The sequence below is a fragment of the Pseudomonas kulmbachensis genome, assembly GCF_963681935.1.
Lineage (GTDB): Bacteria > Pseudomonadota > Gammaproteobacteria > Pseudomonadales > Pseudomonadaceae > Aquipseudomonas > Aquipseudomonas kulmbachensis.
In genome coordinates, this window is record NZ_OY817088.1 from 1,238,122 (window position 1) to 1,263,692 (window position 25,571).

The following is a 25,571-nucleotide window of genomic DNA, read 5'->3' on the forward strand; positions in this document are numbered from 1 at the left end:
TGCCTATCTATGTCGCCTTTCAAGGGTAAAACCGGATTTAAACGGATTTTGAATGCTGGCGGTTACTCGCTGGACGGTTTGCGTGCAGCCTTTACTGGCGAGGCCGCTTTTCGGCAGTTGGTGCTGCTAAACGTGATCTTGATCCCGCTGAGCTTTTTTCTGAATGTCAGCCGAGTAGAGCGCGCATTACTGATTGCAGTATGCCTGTTGGCATTGATTGTCGAATTGTTGAACTCGGCGATTGAGGCGGTGGTTGACCGCATCTCCCTCGACCTGCACCCATTGTCGAAAAACGCCAAGGACATGGGCAGCGCCGCCCAGTTTGTGGTGCTGACCATGATTGCCGTGGTGTGGGCGGTCATTCTGCTTTAAGCGATCGTCGGCAATACGATCTCGTCGCTGCGCTGAACCCCTGCGGTGAAGGCGCGGCACAGTTCCAGAAATTCGCGCATGGCGGATGTCTGATACTTCTTTTTATGCCAGATAAAGTAAAACTGCCGGGCCAGATCCAGCTCGGGGGTTTCCACGGCTACCAAGCTGCCGCGTCGAAAGGCGTCGCGCAACGCCAGGCGTGAGATGCAGCCAATACCAAGGCCCGACTCCACGGCGCGTTTGATCGCTTCGGTGTGTTCCAGCTCCAGACGAATATTGAGTGCCGTTTGGTGATGGCGCATGGCCTGGTCGAACGTCAGGCGGGTGCCCGAGCCTTGCTCGCGCAAGATCCACGCTTCGCGGGTCAACTCCTCCAGTGTCGCGTGGCCCCGAGCGGCCAACGGATGCTGCGGGGCGCAAAACACTACCAGTTCATCCTCGACCCAGCTCTGCACTTCGATGTCCGGGTGAGCGCAATCGCCTTCGATTAGACCTAGATCAATTTCGTAGTGGGCGACTTGTTGCACGATATGTGCTGTATTTTGCACCACCAGCTTGACCTGGCTTTCAGGGTGCGCCTGCATAAAACTGCCGATCAGAAGGGTCGCCAGATAATTGCCGATGGTCAGAGTCGCGCCCACGGTCAATGAGCCAAAGCCGGACTTGCCGTTGAGCAGGTCTTCGATTTCCTTGGCCTGATCGAGCAGGGCGACGGCCTGTGGCAGCAGTTGGCGACCCAGTGCATTGAGGCTCAAACGCTTGCCCGCACGGTCGAACAGTTGGCAGCTGGTTTGGCGCTCCAGTTCGGTAATCGAAGTACTGGCAGCAGATTGTGAAAGGGCCAACAAGCCAGCAGCGCGAGACACGCTCTCTTGTTGGGCGACGGCAACGAACACCTGGAGTTGTCTGAGAGTAAATCGCATATCTATATAACCGATAACCCTTATCTTGATAATTCAGTTAACAGATATTGTCGCCGCCATTAGAATGCTGTGCAATCGCGCCCATAGTCAGCGCAGGCGAATTTAGGAGCCCCGTACATGAGCAACATGAACCACGAACGTGTCCTCAGTGTTCATCACTGGAACGACACCCTGTTCAGCTTCAAGTGCACCCGTGACCCGGGCTTGCGCTTCGAGAACGGTCAGTTCGTGATGATCGGCCTGCAACAGCCCAATGGCCGTCCGCTTATGCGTGCCTACTCGATCGCCAGCCCTAACTGGGAAGAGCATCTGGAGTTCTTCAGCATCAAGGTGCCGGACGGCCCGCTGACCTCCCAGTTGCAGCACTTGAAAGAAGGCGACGAGATCATCATCAGCAAAAAGCCTACGGGTACGCTGGTGCTGGACGACTTGAAGCCGGGCAAACATCTGTACCTGCTCAGTACCGGTACTGGCTTGGCGCCATTTATGAGCGTGATCCAGGATCCGGAAACCTACGAGCGTTTCGAAAAAGTGATCCTGTGCCACGGCGTGCGTTACGTCAATGAAGTCGCTTACCGTGAATTCATTACCGAACACCTGCCGCAGAACGAGTTTTTCGGCGAAGCGCTGCGTGACAAGCTGATCTACTACCCAACTGTTACCCGCGAGCCATTCGAAAACGAAGGCCGTCTGACCGACCTGATGCGCAGCGGCAAGCTGTTCAGCGACATCGGTCTGCCACCGATCAACCCGCAGGACGACCGCGCCATGTTGTGCGGCAGCCCGAGCATGCTCGACGAAACCAGCGAAGTGCTTAACAGCTTCGGTCTGAAAGTTTCGCCGCGGATGCGTGAGCCGGGTGATTACCTGATCGAGCGTGCCTTCGTCGAGAAGTAACAAACGCGGATCAAAAAATGTGGGAGCGAGCCTGCTCGCGATTACGGTCTGTCAGTCACCTTTACAGTGACTGGCATTTCACAATCGCGAGCAGGCTCGCTCCCACATTGCGTTTCAGGTTACTTCTTGGGAATCACTTCCAGCACACGGATCACGCCAGGCTCGGGGTAATGCCAGCGCACGTCCAGATCCCAGAACTGTGCGCCGTACTCTCGTTCGGCTGTAGGCGTTTGGTAGGCTGGGCGCGGGTCTTGCGCCAGGCACTGCTCGATCAGCTCCACCAGCGGCTCCTGGAGGCGCATGGCTTGTGTATGTGCCTGTTGTAGGGCGGTGTCAGCCCAGTGCACAGGAATCAATACCGGTGCAGCACTGGCCATGCCATTGCTGGCTTCGGTGATGATGTCTGCGTAAGGCACATACGGCTTGATATCGAGAATCGGCGTGCCGTCGAGTAGGTCGATTCCGGAAATCCACAGGCGATTGGCTTCAACCTTGTCCAGCTTGACCACGGACTGGCCGATGCCATTCGGGCGATGGGTCGCACGGGTGGCAAACACCCCCATGGACTTGTTGCCACCCAGGCGCGGTGGACGCACCTTGAGGCGGGGTTTGTCTTCCAGCGCCTGGTGGAACACAAACAGCAACCAGACATGGCTAACCTGCTCCAGACCTTGCACCGCATCGCCCTGATCGAATGGCGCGACCAGTTCCAGCACGCCACGGGCAGCCGGGGCCAGTTGTGGCTGGCGCGGGATGGCGAATTTCTCCTTGAAACAGGAGCGCACAAAGCCGATGGGAGAGACGGTGTAGGACATTTACGGAAACCTTGTAGCCGCTGCCGCAGGCTGCGATGGGCAGCGCAGCGGCCCCTGTCTATAAGGCCTTGAAGATCTTTCAGATCTTGTCGCAGCCTGCGGCAGCGGCTACAAAGGCTTTGTCAGTGCAACGGTAACTCAGTCGCGAACGCGCAGGGTCAGACCCTTCAGGAAGTTGCGCAGCAACTGGTCGCCACAGGTGCGGTAGTTGGTGTGGCCGAATTTGCGGAACAAGGCGCTTAGCTCAGGCTTGGACACCGGAAAGCCGGCTGCCTTGAGGATGGCGTGCATGTCGTCTTCCTTGAGTTCGAAGGCTACACGCAGTTTTTTCAGGATGATGTTGTTGGTCACCGGCAGTTCAACAGGCATCGGCGCACGGCTTTCGTCCTTGCCACGCTTGAAGACCACCAGGCCATCAAGGAAGTGCGCCATCACTTCGTCCGGGCAACGGACAAAACCTTCTTCTTCATCTTTTTTCAGGTAGGTCAGAACGTCTTCCTTGGTCACGTCCAGGCCACCAAGCTTGATGATTTCGACAACCTTGTTGTCGCTGATGTCGAGCATGTAGCGCACGCTGCGCAGTACGTCGTTATGAATCATGTGGGCAATCCTGATATTCAGCAGTGAGCACCGCAGGCATTGCTGCGGTGTCTAAATGTGCGGGGTAGTTCTGTTTTTAGAACTTTTCTTTGGCGCTCATGTAGCGCCATTGGCCAACGGGCAGCTTGCCCATCGACACACCGCCAATACGAATACGGCGGATCGAGATAACGGTAAGGCCGACGGCCTGACAGAACAGTGCAATAACGCCCGGCTGCGGATTCTTCATCGCAAAGCGTAGGCGGTTTTCACTCTGCCAGCTGGCTTTGACCGCAGGCAGCTCGCGACCTTTGTAGGTCATACCGTGATTGAGACGGTTCAAGCCGTGGGGTGCCATCTCGCCAGAGACTTCAACCACGTATTCCTGCTCGATCTTGTTAGCATCGGCAGTCAGCTTGCGCACGATTTTCCAGTCCTGGGTGAACACCAGCAGACCGCTGGCGTTGGCCTGCAGTTCGTTGCCCATGCTCAGGCGCAGGAAGTGCCCCTTGAGCGGGCGTTTGCCGAAACGGTGCTCATCGCTCAGAGAATCCGGGCCGATCAACGCCATGGCGCTATCGGCATCAAGGCCCGCCGGGGCGTTCAGCAAAATGGTCACAGGTTCGGGCGCGGTGGCCTTGGCTTCAGGGTCCAGCTCGACTTTTTGGTTGTCGACCTTGAATTGCGGCTCGTCGATGACTTCGCCATCTACCGTGACCCAGCCACCTTCAATGAACAGTTCGGCCTCACGGCGGGAGCAGCCGACGAGTTCGATGAGGCGTTTGGAGAGACGTATCGGTTCAGACATGACAGGGGCCGTAAAGGAATTGGGCGGCTATTGTACCCGCCTGGCGCCGGTTAAGCCCGGCAACATTTGCCTTATGCGCGTGCTGGGCGTTTATACCGCAGGTGCAGCAGTGGATAAGGCTGCCCCAGGCCGTCTTTTTCGCCGCGTCCAATCACCTCAAAACCTTGTTTGAGGTAAAAACCAATGGCTTGCGGGTTCTGCTCATTGACGTCGAGCCGTTCGGCGTTCAGTTCGTCGATGGCGAACCTGAGCAGGACCTTGCCAATGCCTTGTCCTCGGTAATCAGGGCGGATAAACAGCATTTCAACCTTGCCTGCCGCTATGCCGGCAAAGCCACAGATGCGTTTGCTGGTCGGGTCCTTGCAGCAAATCAGCATCACGGCGTCCAGGTATTGGTCTTTGACCAGGGCGCGCAGCAGATGGATATAGCTGTCGGGCAAAAAATCATGGGTGGCGCGTACCGATGCTTCCCAAACGTTGGTGAGTTCTTCGAAGTCCGCAAGGCGTGGCGTATGGACGACCCAGTGTTGTTGCATCGTGTGTGTCTCCTGACACTGATGATGGAAGCGATGGGCTAACAATAGTCGTAAAAAAAGCCCTGACGCGAAGGCGGCAGGGCTTTTTGCGAGGCTGTCGCGGTTTAGATCACTTCAGCCCACAAGTCATACTCGTCGGCGTCGGTGACGCGGCACATGATCTTGTCACCCGGCTTGATGTCTTGCTCGGTGGCGATAAACACGTTGCCGTCGATTTCCGGAGCGTCGAAGAAGCAGCGGCCAACAGCGCCTTGCTCGTCGACTTCGTCGATCAGGACTTCGATTTCCTTGCCGATTTTCATCTGCAGGCGTGCGGCGCTGATGGCCTGTTGATGGGCCATGAAGCGGTCCCAGCGATCCTGCTTGACGTCGTCCGGCACGATGGCCGCGTCCAGCAGGTTGGCGGGTGCGCCTTCGACTGGCGAGTACTGGAAGCAACCCACGCGATCGAGCTGTGCTTCGGTCAGCCAGTCGAGCAGGTACTGGAAGTCTTCTTCAGTTTCGCCCGGGAAGCCGACGATAAAGGTCGAACGGATGATCAGGTCCGGGCAGATAACGCGCCAGTTCTTGATTCGGGCCAGGGTCTTGTCTTCAAACGCCGGGCGTTTCATGGCCTTGAGCACTTTCGGGCTGGCGTGCTGGAACGGGATGTCCAGGTACGGCAGGATCTTGCCGGCCGCCATCAACGGGATCAGCTCGTCAACGTGTGGGTACGGGTAGACGTAATGCAGACGCACCCATACGCCCAGCGAGCTCAGGGCTTCGCACAGTTCAGTCATGCGGGTCTTGACCGGCGCGCCGTTCCAGAAGCCGGTGCGGTACTTCACGTCAACGCCGTAGGCGCTGGTGTCCTGAGAGATAACCAGCAGCTCTTTCACGCCAGCCTTGACCAGGCGCTGAGCCTCGTCGAGGACGTCGCCAACCGGACGGCTGACCAGCTTGCCGCGCATCGACGGGATGATGCAGAAGCTGCAGCTATGGTTACAGCCTTCGGATATCTTCAGGTACGCATAGTGACGCGGTGTCAGCTTGACGCCTTGTGGTGGCACCAGATCGATCAGCGGGTTGTGGTTCAAGTTAGGCGGTACGGCATCGTGAACGGCGTTGACCACTTGCTCATACTGCTGCGGGCCGGTGACGGCGAGCACGCTCGGGTGAACCTTGCGGATGGCGCTTTCTTCCACGCCCATGCAGCCAGTCACGATGACCTTGCCGTTTTCCTTGATAGCTTCACCAATCACTTCCAGCGATTCCGCTTTGGCGCTGTCGATGAAGCCGCAGGTGTTGACTACCACGACGTCAGCGTCCTGGTAGGTGGAGACGACGTCGTAGCCTTCCATACGCAGCTGCGTAAGGATGCGCTCGGAGTCGACCAGAGCTTTTGGGCAACCCAGGGAGACGAAGCCGACCTTTGGGGCGGCTGGCGTGGTAACGGTGGACATGGCGAACCTCGGTATGTAGTGACGTTACATGCCCGTAAAGGCTGCACGACGAGCGGGCGCTTTGGGTCTGTTGGCGCTTTGTTGAGGTTATCAACCAAGCGGTAACAGACTCTTGTGCGCCTCTGATCAAAAAAAGTGCGCAATTTTAGCTATGGTCAACGCACTTGACCAGCGTTATACGGGGATTTACGACGAGTGCTGCGCTATGCTGCGCGCCGTCGCGAAAATAGGGTTTTTAATCACCCATATTTCGAGGGCCAGAGTCAGAAAATCAGCGCATGCTGCTGATCAAATGTAGCGCAAACCATTAAGAAACGCGGTCCATGGTCGTAGGGGTGGTTGATGGGGCAGGCAAGTAGTCAGGCGGCAGAAGACGGTCACTCAAAGGCCAAGCCGATAGGGATGCTGGTTGCAGCGGTCGGTGTGGTGTATGGCGATATCGGTACGAGCCCCCTGTACACCCTTAAAGAGGTGTTTTCCGGTGGGTATGGGGTGCAAGTCAACCATGATGGTGTGTTCGGTATTTTGGCACTGATCCTGTGGTCGTTGATCTGGGTGGTCTCGATCAAGTACGTGCTGTTTATTCTGCGCGCCGACAACGAAGGCGAGGGCGGAATCATGGCCCTGACTGCGTTGGCGCGCCGGGCCGCTTCGCCCTATCCCAGGCTGCGTTCGGTACTGGTGATTCTGGGATTGATCGGGGCTGCGCTGTTTTATGGCGACAGCATGATCACCCCGGCGATCTCGGTGCTGTCGGCCGTGGAAGGGCTTGAGCTGGCATTTGATGGGCTGGAACGTTGGGTCGTGCCGTTGGCCTTGATTGTGCTGGTCCTGCTGTTTTTGATTCAACGCCATGGTACGGCCAGTATCGGCAAGCTGTTCGGGCCGGTCATGGTGGTGTGGTTTGTGGTGCTGGGGGGGCTGGGAGTCAACGGCATCATGCAGCACCCGGAAGTGCTCAATGCGTTGAACCCGGTGTGGGGCGTGCGTTTCTTTGTTTCTCATCCGGGTATGGGCGTGGCCATTTTGGGCGCCGTAGTGCTGGCGTTGACGGGTGCTGAGGCGCTGTATGCCGACATGGGGCACTTTGGGCGCAAGCCGATTGCCCGGGCCTGGTTCATCTTGGTCTTGCCAGCGCTGGTGCTTAACTACTTCGGTCAGGGCGCCTTGCTGTTGGAAAACCCGGACGCGGCCCGTAACCCGTTCTACCTGCTGGCCCCCGCCTGGGCGCTGATTCCTTTGGTGGGACTGGCCACGCTGGCGACGGTGATTGCTTCCCAAGCGGTGATTTCAGGGGCTTTCTCCCTGACCCATCAGGCGATCCAGCTCGGTTACATCCCGCGTATGCATATCCAGCACACCTCCAGCGCCGAGCAGGGGCAGATTTACATTGGTGCGGTGAACTGGTCGCTGATGGTCGGGGTTATTTTGCTGGTGCTGGGCTTTGAGTCCTCGGGTGCCCTGGCTTCTGCCTACGGGGTAGCAGTAACCGGGACCATGCTGATTACCAGCATTCTGGTGTCGGCGGTCATGTTACTGCTGTGGAAATGGCCGCCTGTTCTGGCTGTGCCGGTATTGATCGGCTTTCTGCTGGTAGACGGGCTGTTCTTTATTGCCAACGTCCCGAAAATCTTTCAGGGCGGGGCATTCCCGGTATTGGCGGGGATCGTGCTGTTTATCCTGATGACCACCTGGCGGCGTGGCAAGCAACTGCTGGTGGACCGACTTGATGAAAACGCGTTGCCGCTGCCGCTGTTTATCAGCAGCATTCGAGTACAGCCGCCGCATCGCGTACAGGGTACTGCGGTATTTCTGACAGCTCGTCCGGACGCCGTGCCCCATGCCCTGTTGCACAACCTGTTGCATAACCAGGTATTGCACGAGCAGGTGGTGTTGCTCACTGTGGTCAACGAAGACTCACCCCGGGTGCCCACCTCGCGGCGTTTTGAGGTGGATGCCTATGGTGACGGGTTCTTCCGGGTGATCCTGCACTTCGGCTTTATGGATGAGCCGGATGTTCCTGAGGCGTTGAAGTTGTGCCATCTGGATGATCTGGATTTCAGTCCGATGCGCACCACTTATTTCCTCAGTCGGGAAACGGTGATCGCCTCCAAGCTGGTAGGTATGGCGCGCTGGCGCGAAGGGTTGTTCGCCTTCATGCTCAAGAACGCCAACGGCAACCTGCGGTTCTTCAAGCTGCCGGTCAATCGGGTGATTGAGCTGGGTACTCAGGTCGAGATGTAGGGTCGCTGGCAAAGGCCTCTAACCCTCTCCCGGAAGGAGAGGGGACTGACCGAGTTGATGCAGGATTCAACTCAGTACCATCAGGCTGCAGGGATTCTGAAATATCCCCCAATCGGCATCCTCTCCCTCCGGGAGAGGGGTGGGTTGAGGGTACTGCTTACTCGGCAGTGGCCTGATGCTTCTTGATCAGGTCCACCAGGCGCTGGGCCAGGGCCGGATAGTTTTCATCGAAGTGGTGCCCGCCGGGCAGCTTCAGGCTTTCGCCGACGGCTGTCTTGGCGGTACAGCCACTTTCATCGACCTCTTCTGCGCCATAGATGCACACCACTTTGCTGGCGGGCAGCTTGGACATTTCTTCACCGGTATCAGCCTCTGCGCCAGCTTTGCCAAGCCAGCCATCGACGTGGATCTCAAAGCTGCCACTGCGGGCAAAAGCCAGCAACATGATCGAGTCGACCCGCTTTTGCTCGGCTTCCGGCAAGCGGTTGTAGGTGGCAGGCAGTACGTCTGCACCAAACGAGTAGCCGACCAGTACAAAACGCTGGGTGCCCCATTTCTGACGGTAGTGCTGCATCAGCTCGGTCAGGTCGGTGGCGCTTTGTTCGGGGGTCTTGTGCTGCCAGTAGTAACGCAGCATGTCGATGCCGACGACCGGATAACCGATCTTGGCCATTTCACCGGCCACGTCGCGATCCAGGTCACGCCAGCCGCCGTCACCGGACAGGAACAGGGTTACGGTGCTGTTCTGCTGGCCAGCAGGGACTTCAACCACCGGCATGCTCAAGCCACCGTTTTCATCGCCCACCAGGATTTTGCGCAACTCGTTGCTCAGTACCTGCGGGTAGTGAATGTCGTAGTCGCTGATGCTGGTCTGAGCGTTAGGCTGATCACGTACGAAAGCAGCACTAGGATCGTCAGGGTTATCGTTCCAAGCGACCAGCCAGCTACCGTGGGCAGCCGCTTTTGGGACGGGCAGGGCGCAGCCGGGTTCTTCAAGCTTGAAACCTACCGACACAGCCTTGGCCTTGTCGTTGGTTTGCTCAGCCAGCCAGCGCCAGGCCAAGGTAGCTCCAGGGCCGATACCGCTGACCAATGTCGCCGGGCCCTTGAGTTGTTGCAGCGCGGTTTGCAGCGCTTGCTGCTGCAGCGTGCAATCGTCCTTGGGCAGGATCACTTGCACCAATTGCGCTTTGCCACCACGGCTCAAGGCCAATAATTGCTTGTCGTTTAGCGCTTCTTCGGCGGGAGTGGCGATCACCACCTGAGCCTGGGCCTTTTGACCGGGAGTGACTTTGGTCAGTGTCGAGCCATCAGCCTGGTTCAGGTGTTCGATCACAGGTTCTGGCGCAGGGCGATTCCAGAACCAATAGCCGCCTGCTGCAAGCGCGACCAGAACTATCAAGGCAAGCAACAAAAACCGCCAGGAACGATGTTTCATTAACGTTTCACCAATCCAGTCAAGCCGCCTGCAATCAGGGCGGCGGTATCAGCCAGCGCGACCAGCGGATCAAGTCCGGCGGGCACGGCCATATAACGAGGTTCCCAGTCGGGCTGGAATTTGTCTTTAAAGCGACGCAAACCCTGGAAGTTGTACAGGTGCTCGCCGCGCTGGAACAACATCGACCCCAAACGCTGGGTCAAGGGTGCGCCACGACGCGGTTGCAAGCCGGACAGAGGTACCATCCCCAGGCTGAAACGTGCGTATCCATGCTTTTTATAATGCTGAATCAGGCCGACCATCATGAACTCCATGGTCAGCTTTGGGGCATCGGGGTGGGCGCGCATCAGGTCGAGGCTCGACAGCTCGTGGCTGTGAGTCTCAAGCAGGTTGGCGAAGGCCACCGGTTTGCCTTCAAAGCGAATAATCGCCACGCGAAAGTGCTTGATGTATTCCTCGCTGAAGCGTCCCAGCGAGAAGCCTTTTTCACGCACATTCTTGCCGGTAAGCCAGGCATCCGAAATGACCTTCAGCTCATCCATCGGAGCTTCACCCGGCTCGTGGATCTCCAGTGACAGGCCGTCACGGGTGCCACGGTTCCAGGTGTAACGCAGGTCTTTCATCTCTTTGCCTTTGGCTTCGAGATCAAAGCGGTGCAAGTCGACCCTTGCTTCTTCGCCGAGCTTGATCGCGGTCAGGCCGATGTCCATATAGAACGGCAGGTTCTCGGCGCGTACCTGATAGAACACGGGGCGGGCATGGACGGTGTCGCACAGGTCGCGAAACTGCCAGATCAACTCGGCACGCTGTTGCGCCGGCCCGATCGGATCGTATAGCGCCACCAGGCTGCGCCCTCTACGGGCGTACATCAGGAAGGCGTTGTCATCCGGATGGAACAGCAGGGCCTTGTCGCCGGTCAGCGCCAGGCCGCCATCGGGTTGGTCGGAGGCGAGGATGATTTTTCCGGCTTTTTCCAGCTCGGCGGCATCGGGCAGGTGGATCACCGGGCGTGCGGTGCGCAACAGCCAGGTCAGCGAGACGACTACCAGCAGCACTGCTGCACCCAGCAACGAGCGCAGACCCCGTGGGGCATCAGAGTCGAGGGTAAACTGCCACCACAGTTGATGGCTGTAAGGAACGTCCTGATAAGCGAACAGCAGTAGCCAGATCGAGGCGCCTAGTACGCAAACGCTGGCCACCAGATACAGCGGCGAAAACGGCAGCTCGGTCAGGCGGCTCGGGCGGTAGAACGAGCGGCGGAACAAGCCCAGCAGGCTGGCGGTCAGCACCAGGACCGTGGCTTCCTCCCAGTCAAAGCCTTTCAGCAGGGAAAGCACGGCGCCGACCAGCAGCAAGATCGTGGTCAGCATCCAGGCGGCTGACAGGCGTCGACGCAGGCCTTGTGCCAATAGCAAGCAAAGCACGCCGACCAGGCTGGCGCCAAAGTGCGAGGCATCAATCAGGCGATGAGGGATCAGAAAGCCGATGTGTTCAAGGCGTGTGTCGATCTCGGGTGTGGCGCCGGAAAACAGCAACACCACGCCGGACATAAACACCAGAATCGCCAGCACCGGAGCCGCCAGGCCTGAGGCAACCCGCAGGCTTTGCCGGGTGTGAATCAGGCGCTGAGCTTCGTTCATCAGCAGCATCAGGCAGGCGATCAGGAGCGGCAGGATCACATAGATCATGCGATACAGCAGCAGCGCGGCAGCCAGGGGGGCCGCGCCGAGCTTGTCGGCAAAGGCTGCCAGCAAGATCGCTTCAAAAACCCCGACCCCGCCAGGCACATGGCTGAGCACGCCGGCAGCCAGTGCCAGCAGGTACACCAGCATAAATGCGCCGAAAGGCGGTGCTTCGGGCAATAGTAAGTACAGCACGGTGGCCGCGGCGGCGACGTCCAGCGCAGTAATTACCAGTTGCAGGAACGTCAGGCGCGGGCTTGGCAGGCGCAATGTACGACGTCCGGCCTTGACCAGCAGGTTATCCGGGATAGGTTGCTCGGGCAGGCGTCGGCGATAAATACCCAGCGCCAACAAGGCAAACAGTGCCAGAACCGCAAAAGCTATCGCCCCCAATATATAGGCAGGGATATTCAGGGCGGCAGAAGCGGCGGGCAAATTGCTCAGCGTCGCCAGTGCGGCTAGAGGCGGTAGGGCACAGCCCAGCGACAGGCTGGCGAACAGCGACATATGGGCGACTTCGGATGCGCCGACGCCATGACGTGCATACAGGCGATAGCGCACCGAGCCGCCGGAGAGCAGCGACAAACCGATGGCATTGCCAATGGCAAAGGCCGTGAAACCACCCAGGGCCAGGGTTTTAGGTGGCAGCTTGACCCCTGCATAACGGCTGGCGGACCACTCATAGCCGAGCAGAATCAGGAAGCCCACTGCAGTTGCAGCCACGGCGCCGAGGAGGGCGGGCTTGGGGACTTCCAGAATCGAGTCGTGCAGAGCGTACAGGTCAAGTTCGCTGAGCAGGTGGCGACAAGCAATCAGCGCTATCGCAAACAGCAGAAGAGTGAGTGCGAGGCCAATGGGTTGGCGATACTTGCTCAGCAAATCCAGCCAGCGCAAACGGGTCGCGGCAATCGGGTGGGCTGCTGTAACGGCTTCTTTAAGTTCTGGCGAGTTATCGGGCATCAATCACCTCGTGGATCGTGCGCGATAGGATGGAGGCATAGGCTCAAGTTACCAATCCTTTTGGTCAAAATATTTCTAAATATTTTCAGCTGTTTGCCTGATGTTCAGGTTCGGGGTGTGAAAAAAAGGTAATTGTGGTCGTTCAGCTTAGCGGGTGGAGATGTCCCGTGCATGACAGGCATGACAGGCATGACAGGCATGACTTGGGGGTACTTTTCGAGCACGCACAAAAAAGGCCACTCTTTCGAGTAGCCTTTTTCGATGTTTGGTTGCGGGAGCCGGATTTGAACCGACGACCTTCGGGTTATGAGCCCGACGAGCTACCAGACTGCTCCATCCCGCGTCTGTGTGGGCGCATTCTACAGAGGATCGCCGGGGTGTCAACCTTAAATGTCGTAAGCGGTTGAAATACCCGGCTTTAATCCTTTTCCCCTGAATGTGCAGCAGAGGGCAAAAACACTCAGGCACAAAAAAGGCCACTCTTTCGAGCAGCCTTTTTATGTTTGGTTGCGGGAGCCGGATTTGAACCGACGACCTTCGGGTTATGAGCCCGACGAGCTACCAGACTGCTCCATCCCGCGTCTGTGGAGCGCACTCTACAGTGCTGGGTGGGGGAGTCAACCTTTAATCTACAAATACCGTAAATAAGATCAAAATAGGCATGAATTTTGGATGTGGGCAGAATCTTTTGTGGGCGGAGCCCTGACAAGGCCTTAGTCGGGCCTGTAGCAGCTGCCGAAGGAACGAGGCTGCGTTCGGCGGCGAAGCCGTCGTAAAACCTGAGCACTCAATAAGCCTGACACCCCAGGGCGCCTGATTCACGACGGCTTCGCCGCCGAACGCAGCCTCGTTCCTTCGGCAGCTGCTACAACAAGCAGGACTGGGCTACAAAACACGCGCGCACAAAAAAGGCCACTCTTTCGAGTAGCCTTTTTCGATGTTTGGTTGCGGGAGCCGGATTTGAACCGACGACCTTCGGGTTATGAGCCCGACGAGCTACCAGACTGCTCCATCCCGCGTCTGTGTGGTGGATTCTACAGCGATACGCTGGGCTGTCAAACGTTAATTTAGAAAAAGTCGTTCTGCTTCAACTGCTTAGCTATAAAGTTAAGCTATAAAAATGGCTGCAGGCCATGTTCTGTATGGGCTGTAGCTCTATTGATGCTTCCAATTCGATTGAAAAAACAAATTCATCATCGAAAATTCCCACGTCTGTCGCTCAGAATCGAGACTACTGGTGCTATATACAGTTCGCAGTGACATACTTGCGCTGAGCATTGCCTACTCCCTTGAAGAACACCGCCTTACATGACGCAGCGCAAAATCATCCACGTCGATTGTGACTGTTTCTATGCCGCTATTGAGATGCGTGATGACCCGAGCCTGGCGAACAAGCCCATGGCCGTCGGGGGCTCGGCTGATCGACGCGGTGTGATCTCAACCTGTAACTATGAGGCGCGGGCCTATGGTGTGCGCTCGGCGATGGCATCGCGGCATGCGCTCAAGCTGTGTCCGGACCTGATCATCGTCAACGGCAGAATGGACGCCTATAAAGAAGCGTCCAAAGAAATTCACGGCATCTTGCGCGATTACACCGAGTTGATTGAGCCGCTGTCCTTGGACGAGGCCTACCTTGATGTATCTGACAGCCCGCACTTTGCCGGCAGTGCCACGCGTATTGCTCAGGATATCCGGCGGCGGGTCTCCAATCAGTTGCATATAACTGTGTCGGCCGGTGTGGCGCCAAACAAGTTTCTGGCCAAGATCGCCAGTGACTGGAGAAAGCCCAACGGGCTATTCGTCATTACGCCGGATCAAGTTGAAGATTTCGTATCTGCATTGGCGGTTAATAAACTGCACGGTGTGGGCAAGGTGACAGCTGACAAGCTTGGGCGATTGGGAATCGAGACCTGCTTACAGCTGCGTGACTGGAACAAACTGGCCTTGGTGCGTGAATTCGGCAGTTTTGGTGAGCGGTTGTGGAGTTTGGCCCGAGGAATAGATGAGCGTCTGGTGCAGAGTGATAGTCGGCGTCAGTCGGTTAGCGTGGAAAACACCTACGATACCGACTTGCCAGACTTGGCGAGCTGCCTGGAAAAGCTCCCGGAGTTGCTTGAAACACTGAGCCGACGCATTGCGCGTATCGACAGCAGTTACCGGCCAGGCAAACCGTTCGTCAAAGTGAAATTCCACGACTTCACCCAAACCACCCTGGAGCAGTCTGGTGCCGGGCGTGATCTTGAAAGTTATCAGGGGCTGTTGAGTCAGGCATTTGCACGCGGCGCCAAGCCCGTTCGATTGCTCGGGCTTGGCGTGCGCTTGCAGGATTTGAACAGCGGGCATGAGCAACTGGAGTTGTTCAAGCGCTAGTAGATGAGTGTAAACACTGAATTTCGTAGCAGCAGCCTTGTTCCTGCGGCAGCTGCCTCGGTGCTCTTCAACTGACGCCCGGATCCGCCACCAGTCGCCCGGCATTTTTGGTCAGGGACTGAAGGAATTCACGTTGTAGCTCAGGGTCGTTACGCGTGAGTTCGATCAGGCTCTGTTCCAGTTCACTGGCTTCCTCTTCCAGCCCCAGTTCCGACAAGCGCTTGACCCGATGTACCCATTGGTTGACGTCGTCACCCTCCAGGTCGTCGTAGATCAGGTTGTGCGCTTCGAGCAACTTGCCACGCAAACTGCTGCTGATCGACAGGGTCGAGTCCGAATGGGTTTCGTCCTGGGCGTCTTCAACCATGATCGTCAGTTTGCCGATGTGATTGAGGTCCTGCTCGGCAAAAGGGCTGTCCAGCAGGTTGAGGCGCAGCACACCGTTGCGATCCGTGGTCAGCTCATGACTCTGTTTGCCGGCCTTGACCACAACCGGTCGTTCGGCCCACGGCAAGCTTGAATACTCCAGACGCTTATCGCGCTGAATATCGTCAATGCCAGCCAGATTCTGCTCGGCGCGGCCATGGGACTGAACGTTCATGGCCGGGTTTATGCCTGCGAAGCCGTAGTTGATCCAGTCTTTGGTCACGCTGTCGGGCAGTTGGCCGAACATGAAGACGTTGAGCACATTGGCACCCACCCCCGCGACAATTGCCACTGCGCCCAGCGGCACTTCATAGATCTCGCGCCACGGCTGGTAAGGCGTATAGCGGTCGTAATGCCGGGTGACATCGAACTCTGTGACCTCAAAGGTCTTTTGTTCGTTGATCCGCACACGGCGTTGCGGCAGCTCAAGCACCGAAGGTGAGCCGACATCTATCTGGAGGCTGTGGGCGAGCAGTTTGCGCTCGATGCGCTCCTCGTGTTCGCTGCGTTGCGACATGTGATTGGCACAGCCGCTCAACAGCAGGGCGCCGCACATGGCGGCGCCCCCGAGGGTTAAGGTGTTTCGATTGAACATGGCGTCTCTATCTGGATTCAGCGACGGATACGCGCCTGAAGGAATGCAAGTACATCAGCAACTGGCAGGGCTTGTGGCTCTGCTTCGGTGCGGCTCTTGTATTCCAGGTTGCCTTCGGCGAGACCGCGATCACTGACGACGATCCGATGCGGGATGCCGATCAGTTCCATGTCAGCGAACTTGATGCCCGGGCTGGTTTTCTTGTCGCGATCGTCCAGCAGTACTTCAAAGCCTGCGGCCGTCAGTTGGGCGTACAGGTTGTCAGTGGCTTCGCGAACAGCTTCGGTTTCGTAACGCAGTGGCACCAGTGCCACCTGGAACGGAGCCAGAGCATCGCTCCAGATAATGCCGCGCTCGTCGTTGTTCTGCTCGATGGCTGCGGCAACAACGCGAGAAACCCCGATACCGTAGCAACCCATTGCCAGCGTCACCGGCTTGCCGTTTTCGCCCAGCACTTGGCACTTCATCGCTTCGCTGTACTTTGTGCCCAGCTGGAAGATGTGACCGACTTCGATGCCGCGTTTGATTTCCAGCGTGCCCTTGCCGTCCGGGCTCGGGTCGCCGGCGACCACGTTACGCAGGTCGGCAACGGTTGGTACTGGCAAGTCACGTTCCCAGTTCACACCGAAGTAGTGCTTGTCATCGATGTTGGCGCCCACGCCAAAGTCGCTCATCAGCTCGACCGAACGATCGATGATGCACGGCAATGGCAGGTTCAGCGGGCCCAAGGAACCAGCGCCAGCGCCGATGGCGTCACGCAGTTCTGTGTCAGAAGCCATGGTCAGCGGGCTTGCTACCAGCGGATGGTTACCAGCCTTGATTTCGTTCAGTTCGTGATCGCCGCGGATCACCAACGCGATCAGCTTGCCTTCTTCGGCAGCGTGAACGATCAGGGTCTTGACGGTTTTTTCGATTGGCAGGTCGTAGCCTTCTACCAATTGAGCAATGGTCTTGGCGTCAGGCGTGTCGACCAGGCGCAGCTCTTGGGTAGCAGCAGGGCGCGAGGTTTCGACTGGAACTGCTTCGGCTTTTTCGATGTTGGCCGCGTAGTCGGAGCCATTGCTGAATACGATGTCGTCTTCGCCGGACTCTGCCAGAACGTGGAACTCGTGGGAGCCCGCGCCGCCGATGGAGCCGTTGTCCGCTTCAACCGGACGGAAGTTCAGGCCCAGACGGGTGAACACCTTGCAGTAGGCCTCGTGCATGCGGTCATACGTGACCTGCAGCGAAGCGTTGTCAACGTGGAACGAGTAGGCGTCCTTCATGATGAATTCGCGGCCGCGCATCAAACCGAAGCGCGGGCGTGTTTCGTCACGGAATTTGGTCTGGATCTGGTACAGATTGATCGGCAACTGCTTGTAGCTGTTCAGCTCGTTGCGGCACAGGTCGGTGATGACTTCTTCGTGGGTCGGACCCACGCAGAACTCGCGACCGTGGCGATCTTTCAGGCGCAGCAGTTCGGCGCCGTATTCTTCCCAGCGACCGGACTCTTGCCACAGCTCAGCCGGCTGGATGCTCGGCATCAGCACTTCCAGAGCGCCTGCAGCGTTCATTTCTTCGCGAACAATGGCTTCAGCCTTGCGCATGATACGCAGGCCCATGGGCAGCCAGGTGTACAGGCCGGAAGCGAGTTTGCGAATCATGCCGGCGCGCAGCATCAGCTGATGGCTGATAACGACCGCATCGGAAGGCGTTTCTTTCTGTGTGGCGAGCAAATATTGACTGGTGCGCATGGTTAGCCGTTGCCGTTGCTGAAGACGAGTAATAACGGGCCATTGTACGGGCGAGATGTGCTTGCGTACAGGGCAGGCGGGGGAGTGGGGCTCCCCCTAGTATTTACGGGTGTTTTTCGAGGTCGACCACGGGTTTTTGGCGGGCCCGGCGACTTTCCTGATACCAGTGCAGGCTGATCAGAAGCAACGTCGGGATGCCCATCAGCGCGGTGATGATAAAGAACTTGTGATAGCCAAATTTCTCGACCATGACGCCCGAGTAGCCGCCCATCAAACGTGGCAACAGCAGCATGATTGAGCTGAGCAGGGCGTATTGGGTCGCGGAAAATTTGAGGTTGGTCAGGCTGGACAGGTAGGCCACGAACGCAGAGGTGGCGAGGCCGGAGCTGAAGTTGTCGAGTGAAATCGTGACAACCAGCATTTCCAGGTTAGGGCCCATGTCGGCCAGCAGCATAAAGAGCAGGTTGGTGCCTGCCGAGGTCGCGCCACCAATCAGCAGGATCGGCAAAATGCCGAAGCGCACGATCAGCAAGCCGCCCATGCCAGCGCCGACGAGGGTCATGATCAAACCGAATATCTTGCTGACACCGGCAATCTGATCCTTGGTGAAGCCTTGGTCGATATAAAACACGTTGGCCATTACGCCCATGACCGTGTCAGACATCCGATAGGTGGCAATCAGGCCGAGTAGCAGCAGAGCTTGCCAGCGATAGCGCAGGATGAAGTCATTTACCGGCGTAAGAACCGGGGCCAACCCGCGTCGTCCCATCGATGAAAGGCACAGCACCGTCAGCAGGGTGTACAGAATGGCGCGCAAAAAGGCCCGATCTTCGAGTACCAGATTCATCGGGCTGACGCCTTCAAACAGCACGCCTGCAAAATCGGTGTTGTAGAGCTGAGTGAACATGGCCGGAACTGAAACCAGCAACACGATCAGGACGAAAACAGATGCCAGTTGGTGACCAAAACTGTAGCGCCCGGCTGACAGTTGGGTGCGCAGCGGCACCGGCGGTTCGCGCATGAACAAGGTGGTGAGCAGCGCCGGTACCATCAGCAAGCCGAACAGCACGTAAGTGCCGGTCCAGGCTGAGTGCTTGTAGTTGAAACCCGTAGAACCGAAGCCTTCGGCAAAGAACAGGGCGCCTGCCGTGGCCAGCAGGGCGGCCACGCGATAACCGGACATGTAACTGGCGGCGAGCGCGGCCTGTCGGTTGTCTTCGGCGATTTCCAGGCGATAGGCGTCTACGGCAATATCTTGGGTCGCTGATGCGAAGGACACGACAACCGCAATGGCGATCAGCCAGGAAAGGTGTTTTTGTGGATCACAAAAGCCCATGCCAATCAGGCCCAGGATCACCAGCGTCTGTGACAGCACCAGCCACGAGCGACGCCTGCCAAGTTTTCCGAGCAGCGGTAAACGCCACTGGTCCAACAGCGGAGACCACACCCATTTAAAGGCGTAGGCGAGTCCGATCAGGCTTGCATAACCAATGGTTTCACGGGCCACACCGGCTTCGCGCAGCCATACGGAAAGCGTTGAAAATACCAGCATGTACGGTAAACCGGCGGCAAAACCGAGCAGTAACAGCACAAGGGTTGAGGGGCTGGAATAGGCAGCTAGCGCTTCGCGCCAGGTTTTACGGGGCATGGACTGGAGTCTGCCTCTGGTTGCGGAAACAAAGGGCGCACTCTAACCGTAGTGCTCTATCTGGCGCCAGCCATGACGTCGCATATCCACGCGATTATTCATAATGCTCAAGCCTTCGGCACGTAAACGCGCACGCTGCTCGTCACCCGACGGCGTACCTGCTGGCAAACTGATACGACCCCCGGCGCCAAGCACCCGATGCCACGGCAGGCGCGAGCCTTCGGGGAGTTGGCTGAGCGTTCGTCCCACCCAGCGCGCCGCCCGGCCCAAGCCTGCCATTTCGGCCAGTTGCCCATAGGTCACGACATGCCCGGCCGGCACCAGCATCAAGGTTGAGTACAGTGCCGTGCGGCGAATCTCGGCAGGGGTTAGCGGGGTGTCGGTTGGTATGCTCACGGCGGACTTCTGATCAGAGGGGCCTGGATCGGTACTGTTGGCTGAACTATAGAAGGAACTCCAACTCAATGAGTCGGTCTTTGTTCCTTAAGGGCGTATCCATCGGGATAATGCCGCCATTCTTTCGCACTCCTGAGTTTCGCATCTGCTTATGTTGTCCAGAACCCTGTTATGCCTTGCTGTCTTGAGTGTGTCTACGCCGTTGCTTGCCGATACGGTGTGGTTGAAAAATGGCGATCGCCTGACCGGCAAGATCAAGGTGTTTGATGGCGGCAAATTACTGATTCAGACCGAGTATGCGGGTGCCGTCCCGATTGACTGGAAGCAGGTCAAAACGCTTGAGAGTGATCAGGAACTACTGGTCAAACAAGATGCTTATACCGGTGAAAAAGCCAAATCGTTGTTGGCTGCCGAAGATGGCAGCGTGACCCTGGCTAATGGCGAAGCGCCAAAGACAGTTGCGTTGGCCAGCATCCAGCAAATCATCAAGCCCAAACCGCTGATTGAAGACATGGTCTGGAAAGGCAATATTGATGTGGCGCTGGACTACAAGCGGGCGGACAAAGACACCGACGACTACGATATCGACTTCAAAACCACGGCTCGCCACGGCGCCTGGCGTCATCACGCTGAAGGCGAATACAACCGCGAGTTTCAGAACGACGTCGTAACGGCTGACAACTGGACTGCCGAATACGCGCTTGATCACTTCATTGATGACAAGTGGTACTGGCAAGGTCGGCTGACCTATAACCGCGACCGGGTTGAAGACATTTCCCGCCAACGCACCGTAGGTACAGGCCCGGGCTATCAGTTTTGGGATGACGAGCTGGGCGCGTTTTCGCTGGGTTCACTACTGAACCGCACCGACTATGAATATTCTGACGGCAAGAAAGACAACTTCTACTCGTTGGCCATGAAGTGGGATTACAACCGTTATTTGCTGGGCAAAACGGTCTCGATCTTCACCAATGGTGAGTTGGGCAAGTCACTGGAAGGGGCCTCGGACTACAGTCTCGATTCTGAAATCGGCTTGCGCTACAAAGTGACCGAATGGGCATCGCTCAACCTTAAAGCCGAGAAAGACCTGATAGGCAGCTCCAGCGGGTCTGATAATGCCCTTAACAAAACCCGCTATACCGTTGGGTTTGGGGTGCTCTGGTAAGGGCCATCAACAAATATCCGTAGCAGCTTCCGAAGGAACGAGGCTGCGTTCGGCGGCGCAGCCGTCGCAGAATCAGGCACTGCGGTGTACCAGAAAAACCTCGTTCTCAGGGTTTACGACGGCTTCGCCGCCGAACGCAGCCTCGTTCCTTCGGCAGCTGCTACAGGTCGATTTGTGTCGGGGCTTAGATCCGTAAGCCGCCATCGAGCTCCAGAATCCGCCCGGTGTAGTAATCGTTCTCAAAAATATATGCCGCCGAGTGGGCGATTTCTTCAACCTTGCCCATGCGTTTGAGCGGGATGCCCGACGTCATCTTTTCGAGTGCTTCGGGCTTCATGCCCAAGGTCATTTCGGTTTCGATAAAGCCCGGCGCAATCCCGGCCACACGAATACCGTAACGAGACAGCTCCTTGGCCCAGGTTACGGTTGCGGCGGCTACTCCGGCCTTGGCCGCCGAGTAGTTGGTCTGGCCGACGTTGCCTGCACGCGAAATCGACGAGATATTGATAATCGCGCCCTGACTGTTCAACTCGATCATTTTCGCCGCCACCTCACGGGTGCACAGGAAAACCCCGGTCAGGTTGACGTCGATCACGGCCTGCCATTGCGCCAGGCTCATTTTGGTCATGACCCCGTCCTTGACCTTGAGCAGCAGCCCATCACGCAAAATCCCGGCATTGTTGACAAGACCATTGATCGCGCCAAAATCTTCTGCAATCCGGGCTACGGTTTGCGTAACCTGTTCTTCGTCGGCGACGTTGCACAGGTAGGCGCGTGCTTCGACACCTTGCGCCTGGCAAGCCGCAACCGCCAGCTCGAGCTTTTCCGGGTTAAGGTCGACCAGTGCCAGCCTGGCACCTTTGGCAGCCAGATACTCGGCCATGGCGCGACCCAGCCCCTGGCAGCCGCCAGTAATAATGATTACTTTGTCTTTTAGTTGCATGAGTGCCCTGATCTCGACCGTTATCGACGGATTTTTTATTAAGGAGTCATAAGTTGAGCGTTGAAGCTGCCAAGCATGCCCGAGAATTACTGCTCAAGGAATACCGGGGGGCCTTGTCCACTTTGTCCAAGGCCATGCCGGGGTTTCCGTTTGGCTCCGTGGTGCCTTACTGCCTGGATGAGCAGGGGCGGCCGCTGATTCTGATCAGCCGCATTGCCCAGCACACCCATAACCTGCGCAAGGACCCCAAGTGCTCCTTGATGGTCGGTGAGCGCGGGGCTGAAGATGTCCAGGCCGTTGGGCGCCTGACTTACCTGGCCGAAGCCGAGCAACTGACCGATGCCGCAGCGATTGCAGCTGCTGGCGAACGTTATTACCGCTACTTCCCTGAAGCGCGGGGCTACGACACCGCGCATGATTTCGACTTTTGGGTGCTAAACCCTGTTCGCCACCGTTATATAGGCGGATTCGGAGCCATCCACTGGCTGGACCAGGTCACGATTCCCAACCCTTTTGCCGGGCAAGTTGAAGCGCGCATGGTCGAGCACATGAATAGCGACCACGCCAATGCGCTTGAGCACTACGTGAAATTAACCGGGTTGCCGCAAACGGGGCCAGCTAAACTGGTGGGTATCGACAGCGAAGGCATGCATTTGCGGGTGGGTGAAAGTTTGTACTGGTTGGGCTTCCCAGAACCTTGCAACACTTCGACACAGGTGCGCGAAGCCTTGGTTTTATTGGCTCGTGCAAGCGAGTGGCCGAAAAAACAGACGGTATAGCCTTGAATTTGTACAGGCGCGCCATCATTTAGGTTGGGTTGGAAGATATTCTTCCGGAGAGGAATCATTTGATGCGCGCTTTTCTATTGCTCTTTCTGTTGTTTCCAGTGCTAGAGCTGTACGTCTTTTTCAAGGTCAGCACCGCTATCGGGTTTTTCCCTGCGTTGCTGCTGATCATTGCCGGTTCCATGCTGGGTGTTCTGGTCGTTCGCGTCGCAGGTTTGGCCACGGCGCTCAGAGCGCGCGAAAGCCTCAATCGCGGCGAACTGCCTGCTCAACAAATGCTTGAAGGCCTGATGCTGGCGTTGGGTGGCGGCTTGCTGGTGCTGCCAGGTTTTATCAGCGATGCAGCTGGCTTGCTGTTGCTGTTCCCGCCGGTTCGTCGATTTTTGGTCAACCGTCTGCGCAAGCGTGCAGAAGAACAAGCTATTCGCCAGCGTGCATTTGCTGAAGATTTTGAAGCCGCTCGTCCACGGTCCCAACAGCCTCTGGGGCGTGAGCCCAATGTAATCGAAGGCGAGTTTGAGCACCGCGATAAATAAGGCATAGAGCGTGATCAACACGGCACCTTGGGTGCCGTGTTTGTTTTCTGCGACACGCAAGGTTAAAAATTTCATGGGTGCGCCCTTGTAATAAGTGGATGCGCCCTTATGTAACGGACACCGCAGGGTTTTACTGGCAACAGCACTACCCCTTCAGCGAATCGCACCCGGCATTTCCGGATTTGCAAACCCAGCCGGTATTGACACCGGCCGATGAACACCACAATTAGGAGAGATCGACAATGAAGCTTCGTCCTCTGCATGACCGCGTCGTAATCCGTCGCAGCGAAGAAGAAAAGAAAACCGCTGGCGGTATCGTTCTGCCGGGTTCTGCTGCCGAAAAAGCCAACAGCGGCGAAATTCTCGCTGTCGGTACCGGCCGCGTGCTGGACAACGGTGAAGTACGTGCGCTGGCCGTGAAAGTGGGTGACAAGGTTGTGTTCGGCCCTTACTCCGGCAGCAACACTGTGAAAGTTGACGGCGAAGACCTGTTGGTTATGGCTGAGAACGAGATTCTCGCTGTAATCGAAGGCTGATCTCCCGCTCCTTTTCCCGTTACTACAAAGTATTTAAGGAAGAACGAACATGGCTGCTAAAGAAGTTAAATTCGGCGACTCCGCCCGTAAAAAAATGCTGGCCGGTGTTAACGTCCTGGCTGACGCAGTAAAAGCGACCCTGGGCCCTAAAGGCCGTAACGTGATCATCGAGAAGAGCTTCGGCGCTCCGACCATCACCAAGGACGGCGTTTCCGTTGCCAAAGAAATCGAGCTGAAAGATCGCTTCGAAAACATGGGCGCGCAGCTGGTTAAAGACGTTGCCTCCCGTGCCAACGATGACGCTGGTGACGGTACTACCACTGCAACCGTTCTGGCTCAGTCGATCGTCAACGAAGGCCTGAAAGCCGTCGCTGCCGGCATGAACCCGATGGACCTGAAGCGCGGTATCGACAAAGCGACCATCGCCATTGTCAAAGAGCTGAAATCCCTGGCCAAGCCATGTGCTGACAGCAAGGCAATCGCTCAGGTAGGTACTATCTCTGCCAACTCCGACAGCTCCATCGGCGACATCATTGCCGAAGCCATGGAAAAAGTCGGTAAAGAAGGCGTGATCACTGTTGAAGAAGGCTCGGGCCTGGAAAACGAACTGTCTGTTGTTGAAGGCATGCAGTTTGACCGTGGCTACCTGTCCCCGTACTTCGTCAACAAACCAGAAACCATGACTGCCGAACTCGACGGTCCTCTGATCCTGCTGGTCGACAAAAAGATCTCCAACATCCGTGAACTGCTGCCAGTTCTGGAAGCTGTTGCCAAAGCTGGTCGCCCACTGCTGATCGTATCCGAAGACGTTGAAGGCGAAGCCTTGGCGACTCTGGTTGTGAACAACATGCGCGGTATCGTGAAAGTGGTTGCTGTTAAAGCACCTGGCTTCGGCGATCGTCGCAAGGCAATGCTGCAGGACATCGCTGTTCTGACTGGCGGTACCGTTATCTCCGAAGAGATCGGTCTGAGCCTGGAAAGCGCTACCCTGGAACACCTGGGTAATGCCAAACGCGTCACCGTAACCAAAGAAAACACCACCGTTATCGACGGTGCCGGTGTTGAAGCTGACATCCAGGCTCGTGTGACTCAGATCCGTGCCCAGGTAGCTGACACCACTTCGGACTACGACCGTGAAAAACTGCAAGAGCGTCTGGCCAAGCTGTCTGGCGGCGTTGCAGTGATCAAGGTTGGCGCTGGTTCCGAAGTAGAAATGAAAGAGAAGAAAGCCCGCGTTGAAGACGCCCTGCACGCAACTCGTGCAGCCGTTGAAGAAGGCGTGGTACCTGGCGGTGGCGTGGCACTGGTTCGCGCTCTGCAGGCCATTGCTGATCTGAAAGGCGACAACGCTGATCAGAACGTTGGTATCGCATTGCTGCGTCGTGCTGTTGAAGCACCTCTGCGCCAGATCGTTGCCAACTCCGGTGACGAGCCAAGCGTAGTTGTCGACAAGGTTAAGCAGGGTTCGGGTAACTACGGTTACAACGCAGCCACTGGCGAATACGGCGACATGATCGAAATGGGTATCCTTGACCCAGCTAAAGTGACTCGTTCGGCTCTGCAAGCGGCTTCGTCGATTGCCAGCCTGATGATCACCACTGAGGCGATGATCGCTGAGATCCAGGACGACAAGGCAGCTGGCGGCGGTATGCCAGACATGGGCGGCATGGGTGGTATGGGCGGCATGATGTAAGCCAGCCTTACCCCGATACGCAAAAGCCCCGCCTGAGTAATCAGGCGGG

General features: G+C 57.2%; 22 protein-coding genes and 3 tRNA genes. 9 read left to right on the forward strand and 16 right to left on the reverse strand.

The annotated features are described in order from the left end of the window. Nucleotides 1-9 precede the first annotated feature (9 nt). The gene (locus U5A05_RS05795; RefSeq protein WP_261741196.1) at nucleotides 10-372 is read left to right on the forward strand and encodes a diacylglycerol kinase; all 363 of its coding nucleotides are present in this window, start codon (nucleotides 10-12) and stop codon (nucleotides 370-372) included. Here U5A05_RS05795 and U5A05_RS05800 read toward each other — a convergent pair. Continuing rightward, on the reverse strand, nucleotides 369-1,295 hold the full coding sequence (locus U5A05_RS05800; RefSeq protein ID WP_095029105.1) for a LysR family transcriptional regulator: 927 nt from the start codon (nucleotides 1,293-1,295) through the stop codon (nucleotides 369-371). The genes U5A05_RS05795 and U5A05_RS05800 overlap by 4 nt on opposite strands. Nucleotides 1,296-1,412: 117 nt before the next feature. On the opposite strand from U5A05_RS05800, the gene fpr reads away from it, so the two are divergent. Further along, nucleotides 1,413-2,192 carry a ferredoxin-NADP reductase gene (gene fpr / locus U5A05_RS05805; RefSeq protein WP_003443014.1) on the forward strand — a complete coding sequence of 260 codons (780 nt, stop codon included), beginning with the start codon at nucleotides 1,413-1,415 and terminating at the stop codon, nucleotides 2,190-2,192. 119 nt (nucleotides 2,193-2,311) lie between these two features. Here fpr and tsaA read toward each other — a convergent pair whose 3' ends face one another. The 5 genes from tsaA to rimO all read right to left on the reverse strand — a co-directional run bounded on the left by tsaA (nucleotide 2,312) and on the right by rimO (nucleotide 6,372). Further along, nucleotides 2,312-3,007 (reverse strand): tRNA (N6-threonylcarbamoyladenosine(37)-N6)-methyltransferase TrmO, encoded by a 696-nt coding sequence (gene tsaA / locus U5A05_RS05810; RefSeq protein WP_261741197.1) that lies wholly within the window; start codon nucleotides 3,005-3,007, stop codon nucleotides 2,312-2,314. 138 nt (nucleotides 3,008-3,145) lie between these two features. Next, on the reverse strand, nucleotides 3,146-3,607 hold the full coding sequence (locus tag U5A05_RS05815) for a YehS family protein (RefSeq protein WP_261741198.1): 462 nt from the start codon (nucleotides 3,605-3,607) through the stop codon (nucleotides 3,146-3,148). A 76-nt stretch (nucleotides 3,608-3,683) separates the two neighbouring features. Then, nucleotides 3,684-4,394 carry an rRNA pseudouridine synthase gene (locus U5A05_RS05820; RefSeq protein WP_261741199.1) on the reverse strand — a complete coding sequence of 237 codons (711 nt, stop codon included), beginning with the start codon at nucleotides 4,392-4,394 and terminating at the stop codon, nucleotides 3,684-3,686. A 71-nt stretch (nucleotides 4,395-4,465) separates the two neighbouring features. Continuing rightward, nucleotides 4,466-4,930: a GNAT family N-acetyltransferase gene (locus U5A05_RS05825; protein WP_321835925.1), complete on the reverse strand. Its 465-nt coding sequence runs from the start codon at nucleotides 4,928-4,930 to the stop codon at nucleotides 4,466-4,468. A 104-nt stretch (nucleotides 4,931-5,034) separates the two neighbouring features. Then, on the reverse strand, nucleotides 5,035-6,372 hold the full coding sequence (gene rimO / locus U5A05_RS05830) for a 30S ribosomal protein S12 methylthiotransferase RimO (RefSeq protein WP_261741201.1): 1,338 nt from the start codon (nucleotides 6,370-6,372) through the stop codon (nucleotides 5,035-5,037). 342 nt (nucleotides 6,373-6,714) lie between these two features. On the opposite strand from rimO, the gene U5A05_RS05835 reads away from it, so the two are divergent. Then, on the forward strand, nucleotides 6,715-8,616 hold the full coding sequence (locus U5A05_RS05835; RefSeq protein WP_261741202.1) for a potassium transporter Kup: 1,902 nt from the start codon (nucleotides 6,715-6,717) through the stop codon (nucleotides 8,614-8,616). Nucleotides 8,617-8,773: 157 nt separating this feature from the next. Here the strand turns inward: U5A05_RS05835 and U5A05_RS05840 are convergent, their stop codons facing one another. From U5A05_RS05840 to U5A05_RS05860, 5 genes are all read right to left on the reverse strand, one after another. Next, nucleotides 8,774-10,054, reverse strand: coding sequence for a virulence factor family protein (locus U5A05_RS05840; protein ID WP_321835926.1), 1,281 nt, complete (start codon nucleotides 10,052-10,054; stop codon nucleotides 8,774-8,776). Beyond that, nucleotides 10,054-12,696 carry a bifunctional lysylphosphatidylglycerol flippase/synthetase MprF gene (gene mprF, locus U5A05_RS05845; protein ID WP_321835927.1) on the reverse strand — a complete coding sequence of 881 codons (2,643 nt, stop codon included), beginning with the start codon at nucleotides 12,694-12,696 and terminating at the stop codon, nucleotides 10,054-10,056. The genes U5A05_RS05840 and mprF overlap by 1 nt, the downstream gene beginning before the upstream one ends. Nucleotides 12,697-12,962: 266 nt before the next feature. Further along, nucleotides 12,963-13,039, reverse strand: a tRNA-Met gene (locus tag U5A05_RS05850). A gap of 161 nt (nucleotides 13,040-13,200) precedes the next feature. Next, a tRNA-Met gene (locus U5A05_RS05855) sits at nucleotides 13,201-13,277 on the reverse strand. A 361-nt stretch (nucleotides 13,278-13,638) separates the two neighbouring features. Next, a tRNA-Met gene (locus U5A05_RS05860) sits at nucleotides 13,639-13,715 on the reverse strand. Nucleotides 13,716-14,004: 289 nt separating this feature from the next. Here U5A05_RS05860 and dinB point away from each other — a divergent pair. Beyond that, on the forward strand, nucleotides 14,005-15,066 hold the full coding sequence (dinB, locus tag U5A05_RS05865) for a DNA polymerase IV (protein WP_261741205.1): 1,062 nt from the start codon (nucleotides 14,005-14,007) through the stop codon (nucleotides 15,064-15,066). 67 nt (nucleotides 15,067-15,133) lie between these two features. Here the strand turns inward: dinB and U5A05_RS05870 are convergent, their stop codons facing one another. The 4 genes from U5A05_RS05870 to U5A05_RS05885 form a co-directional block, all read right to left on the reverse strand. Then, entirely contained in the window at nucleotides 15,134-16,087 is a 954-nt protein-coding gene (locus U5A05_RS05870; RefSeq protein ID WP_261741206.1) for a hypothetical protein, read from the reverse strand. Between the two features lie 17 nt (nucleotides 16,088-16,104). Next, nucleotides 16,105-17,820 carry a proline--tRNA ligase gene (locus U5A05_RS05875; RefSeq protein ID WP_321835928.1) on the reverse strand — a complete coding sequence of 572 codons (1,716 nt, stop codon included), beginning with the start codon at nucleotides 17,818-17,820 and terminating at the stop codon, nucleotides 16,105-16,107. Nucleotides 17,821-17,923: 103 nt separating this feature from the next. Then, on the reverse strand, nucleotides 17,924-19,468 hold the full coding sequence (locus tag U5A05_RS05880; RefSeq protein WP_261741208.1) for an AmpG family muropeptide MFS transporter: 1,545 nt from the start codon (nucleotides 19,466-19,468) through the stop codon (nucleotides 17,924-17,926). A 42-nt stretch (nucleotides 19,469-19,510) separates the two neighbouring features. Further along, on the reverse strand, nucleotides 19,511-19,864 hold the full coding sequence (locus U5A05_RS05885) for an MGMT family protein (protein ID WP_261741209.1): 354 nt from the start codon (nucleotides 19,862-19,864) through the stop codon (nucleotides 19,511-19,513). Nucleotides 19,865-20,015: 151 nt separating this feature from the next. Between U5A05_RS05885 and U5A05_RS05890 the strand changes: the two genes are divergently transcribed. Next, on the forward strand, nucleotides 20,016-21,029 hold the full coding sequence (locus U5A05_RS05890; protein WP_261741210.1) for a DUF481 domain-containing protein: 1,014 nt from the start codon (nucleotides 20,016-20,018) through the stop codon (nucleotides 21,027-21,029). 184 nt (nucleotides 21,030-21,213) lie between these two features. Here the strand turns inward: U5A05_RS05890 and U5A05_RS05895 are convergent, their stop codons facing one another. Beyond that, a complete protein-coding gene (locus U5A05_RS05895; RefSeq protein ID WP_261741211.1) occupies nucleotides 21,214-21,972 on the reverse strand; it encodes an SDR family oxidoreductase in 759 nt (252 codons plus the stop codon). Between the two features lie 53 nt (nucleotides 21,973-22,025). Here U5A05_RS05895 and U5A05_RS05900 point away from each other — a divergent pair, with 53 nt between their 5' ends. The 4 genes from U5A05_RS05900 to groL all read left to right on the forward strand — a co-directional run bounded on the left by U5A05_RS05900 (nucleotide 22,026) and on the right by groL (nucleotide 25,522). Beyond that, a complete protein-coding gene (locus U5A05_RS05900; RefSeq protein ID WP_321835929.1) occupies nucleotides 22,026-22,751 on the forward strand; it encodes a HugZ family pyridoxamine 5'-phosphate oxidase in 726 nt (241 codons plus the stop codon). 71 nt (nucleotides 22,752-22,822) lie between these two features. Continuing rightward, a complete protein-coding gene (locus U5A05_RS05905) occupies nucleotides 22,823-23,293 on the forward strand; it encodes an FxsA family protein (RefSeq protein WP_261741213.1) in 471 nt (156 codons plus the stop codon). A 242-nt stretch (nucleotides 23,294-23,535) separates the two neighbouring features. Continuing rightward, nucleotides 23,536-23,829, forward strand: coding sequence for a co-chaperone GroES (locus U5A05_RS05910; protein WP_019827816.1), 294 nt, complete (start codon nucleotides 23,536-23,538; stop codon nucleotides 23,827-23,829). 49 nt (nucleotides 23,830-23,878) lie between these two features. Continuing rightward, complete coding sequence (gene groL, locus U5A05_RS05915; RefSeq protein ID WP_019827814.1) at nucleotides 23,879-25,522, forward strand: chaperonin GroEL; 1,644 nt, start codon at nucleotides 23,879-23,881, stop codon at nucleotides 25,520-25,522. Nucleotides 25,523-25,571 lie beyond the last annotated feature (49 nt).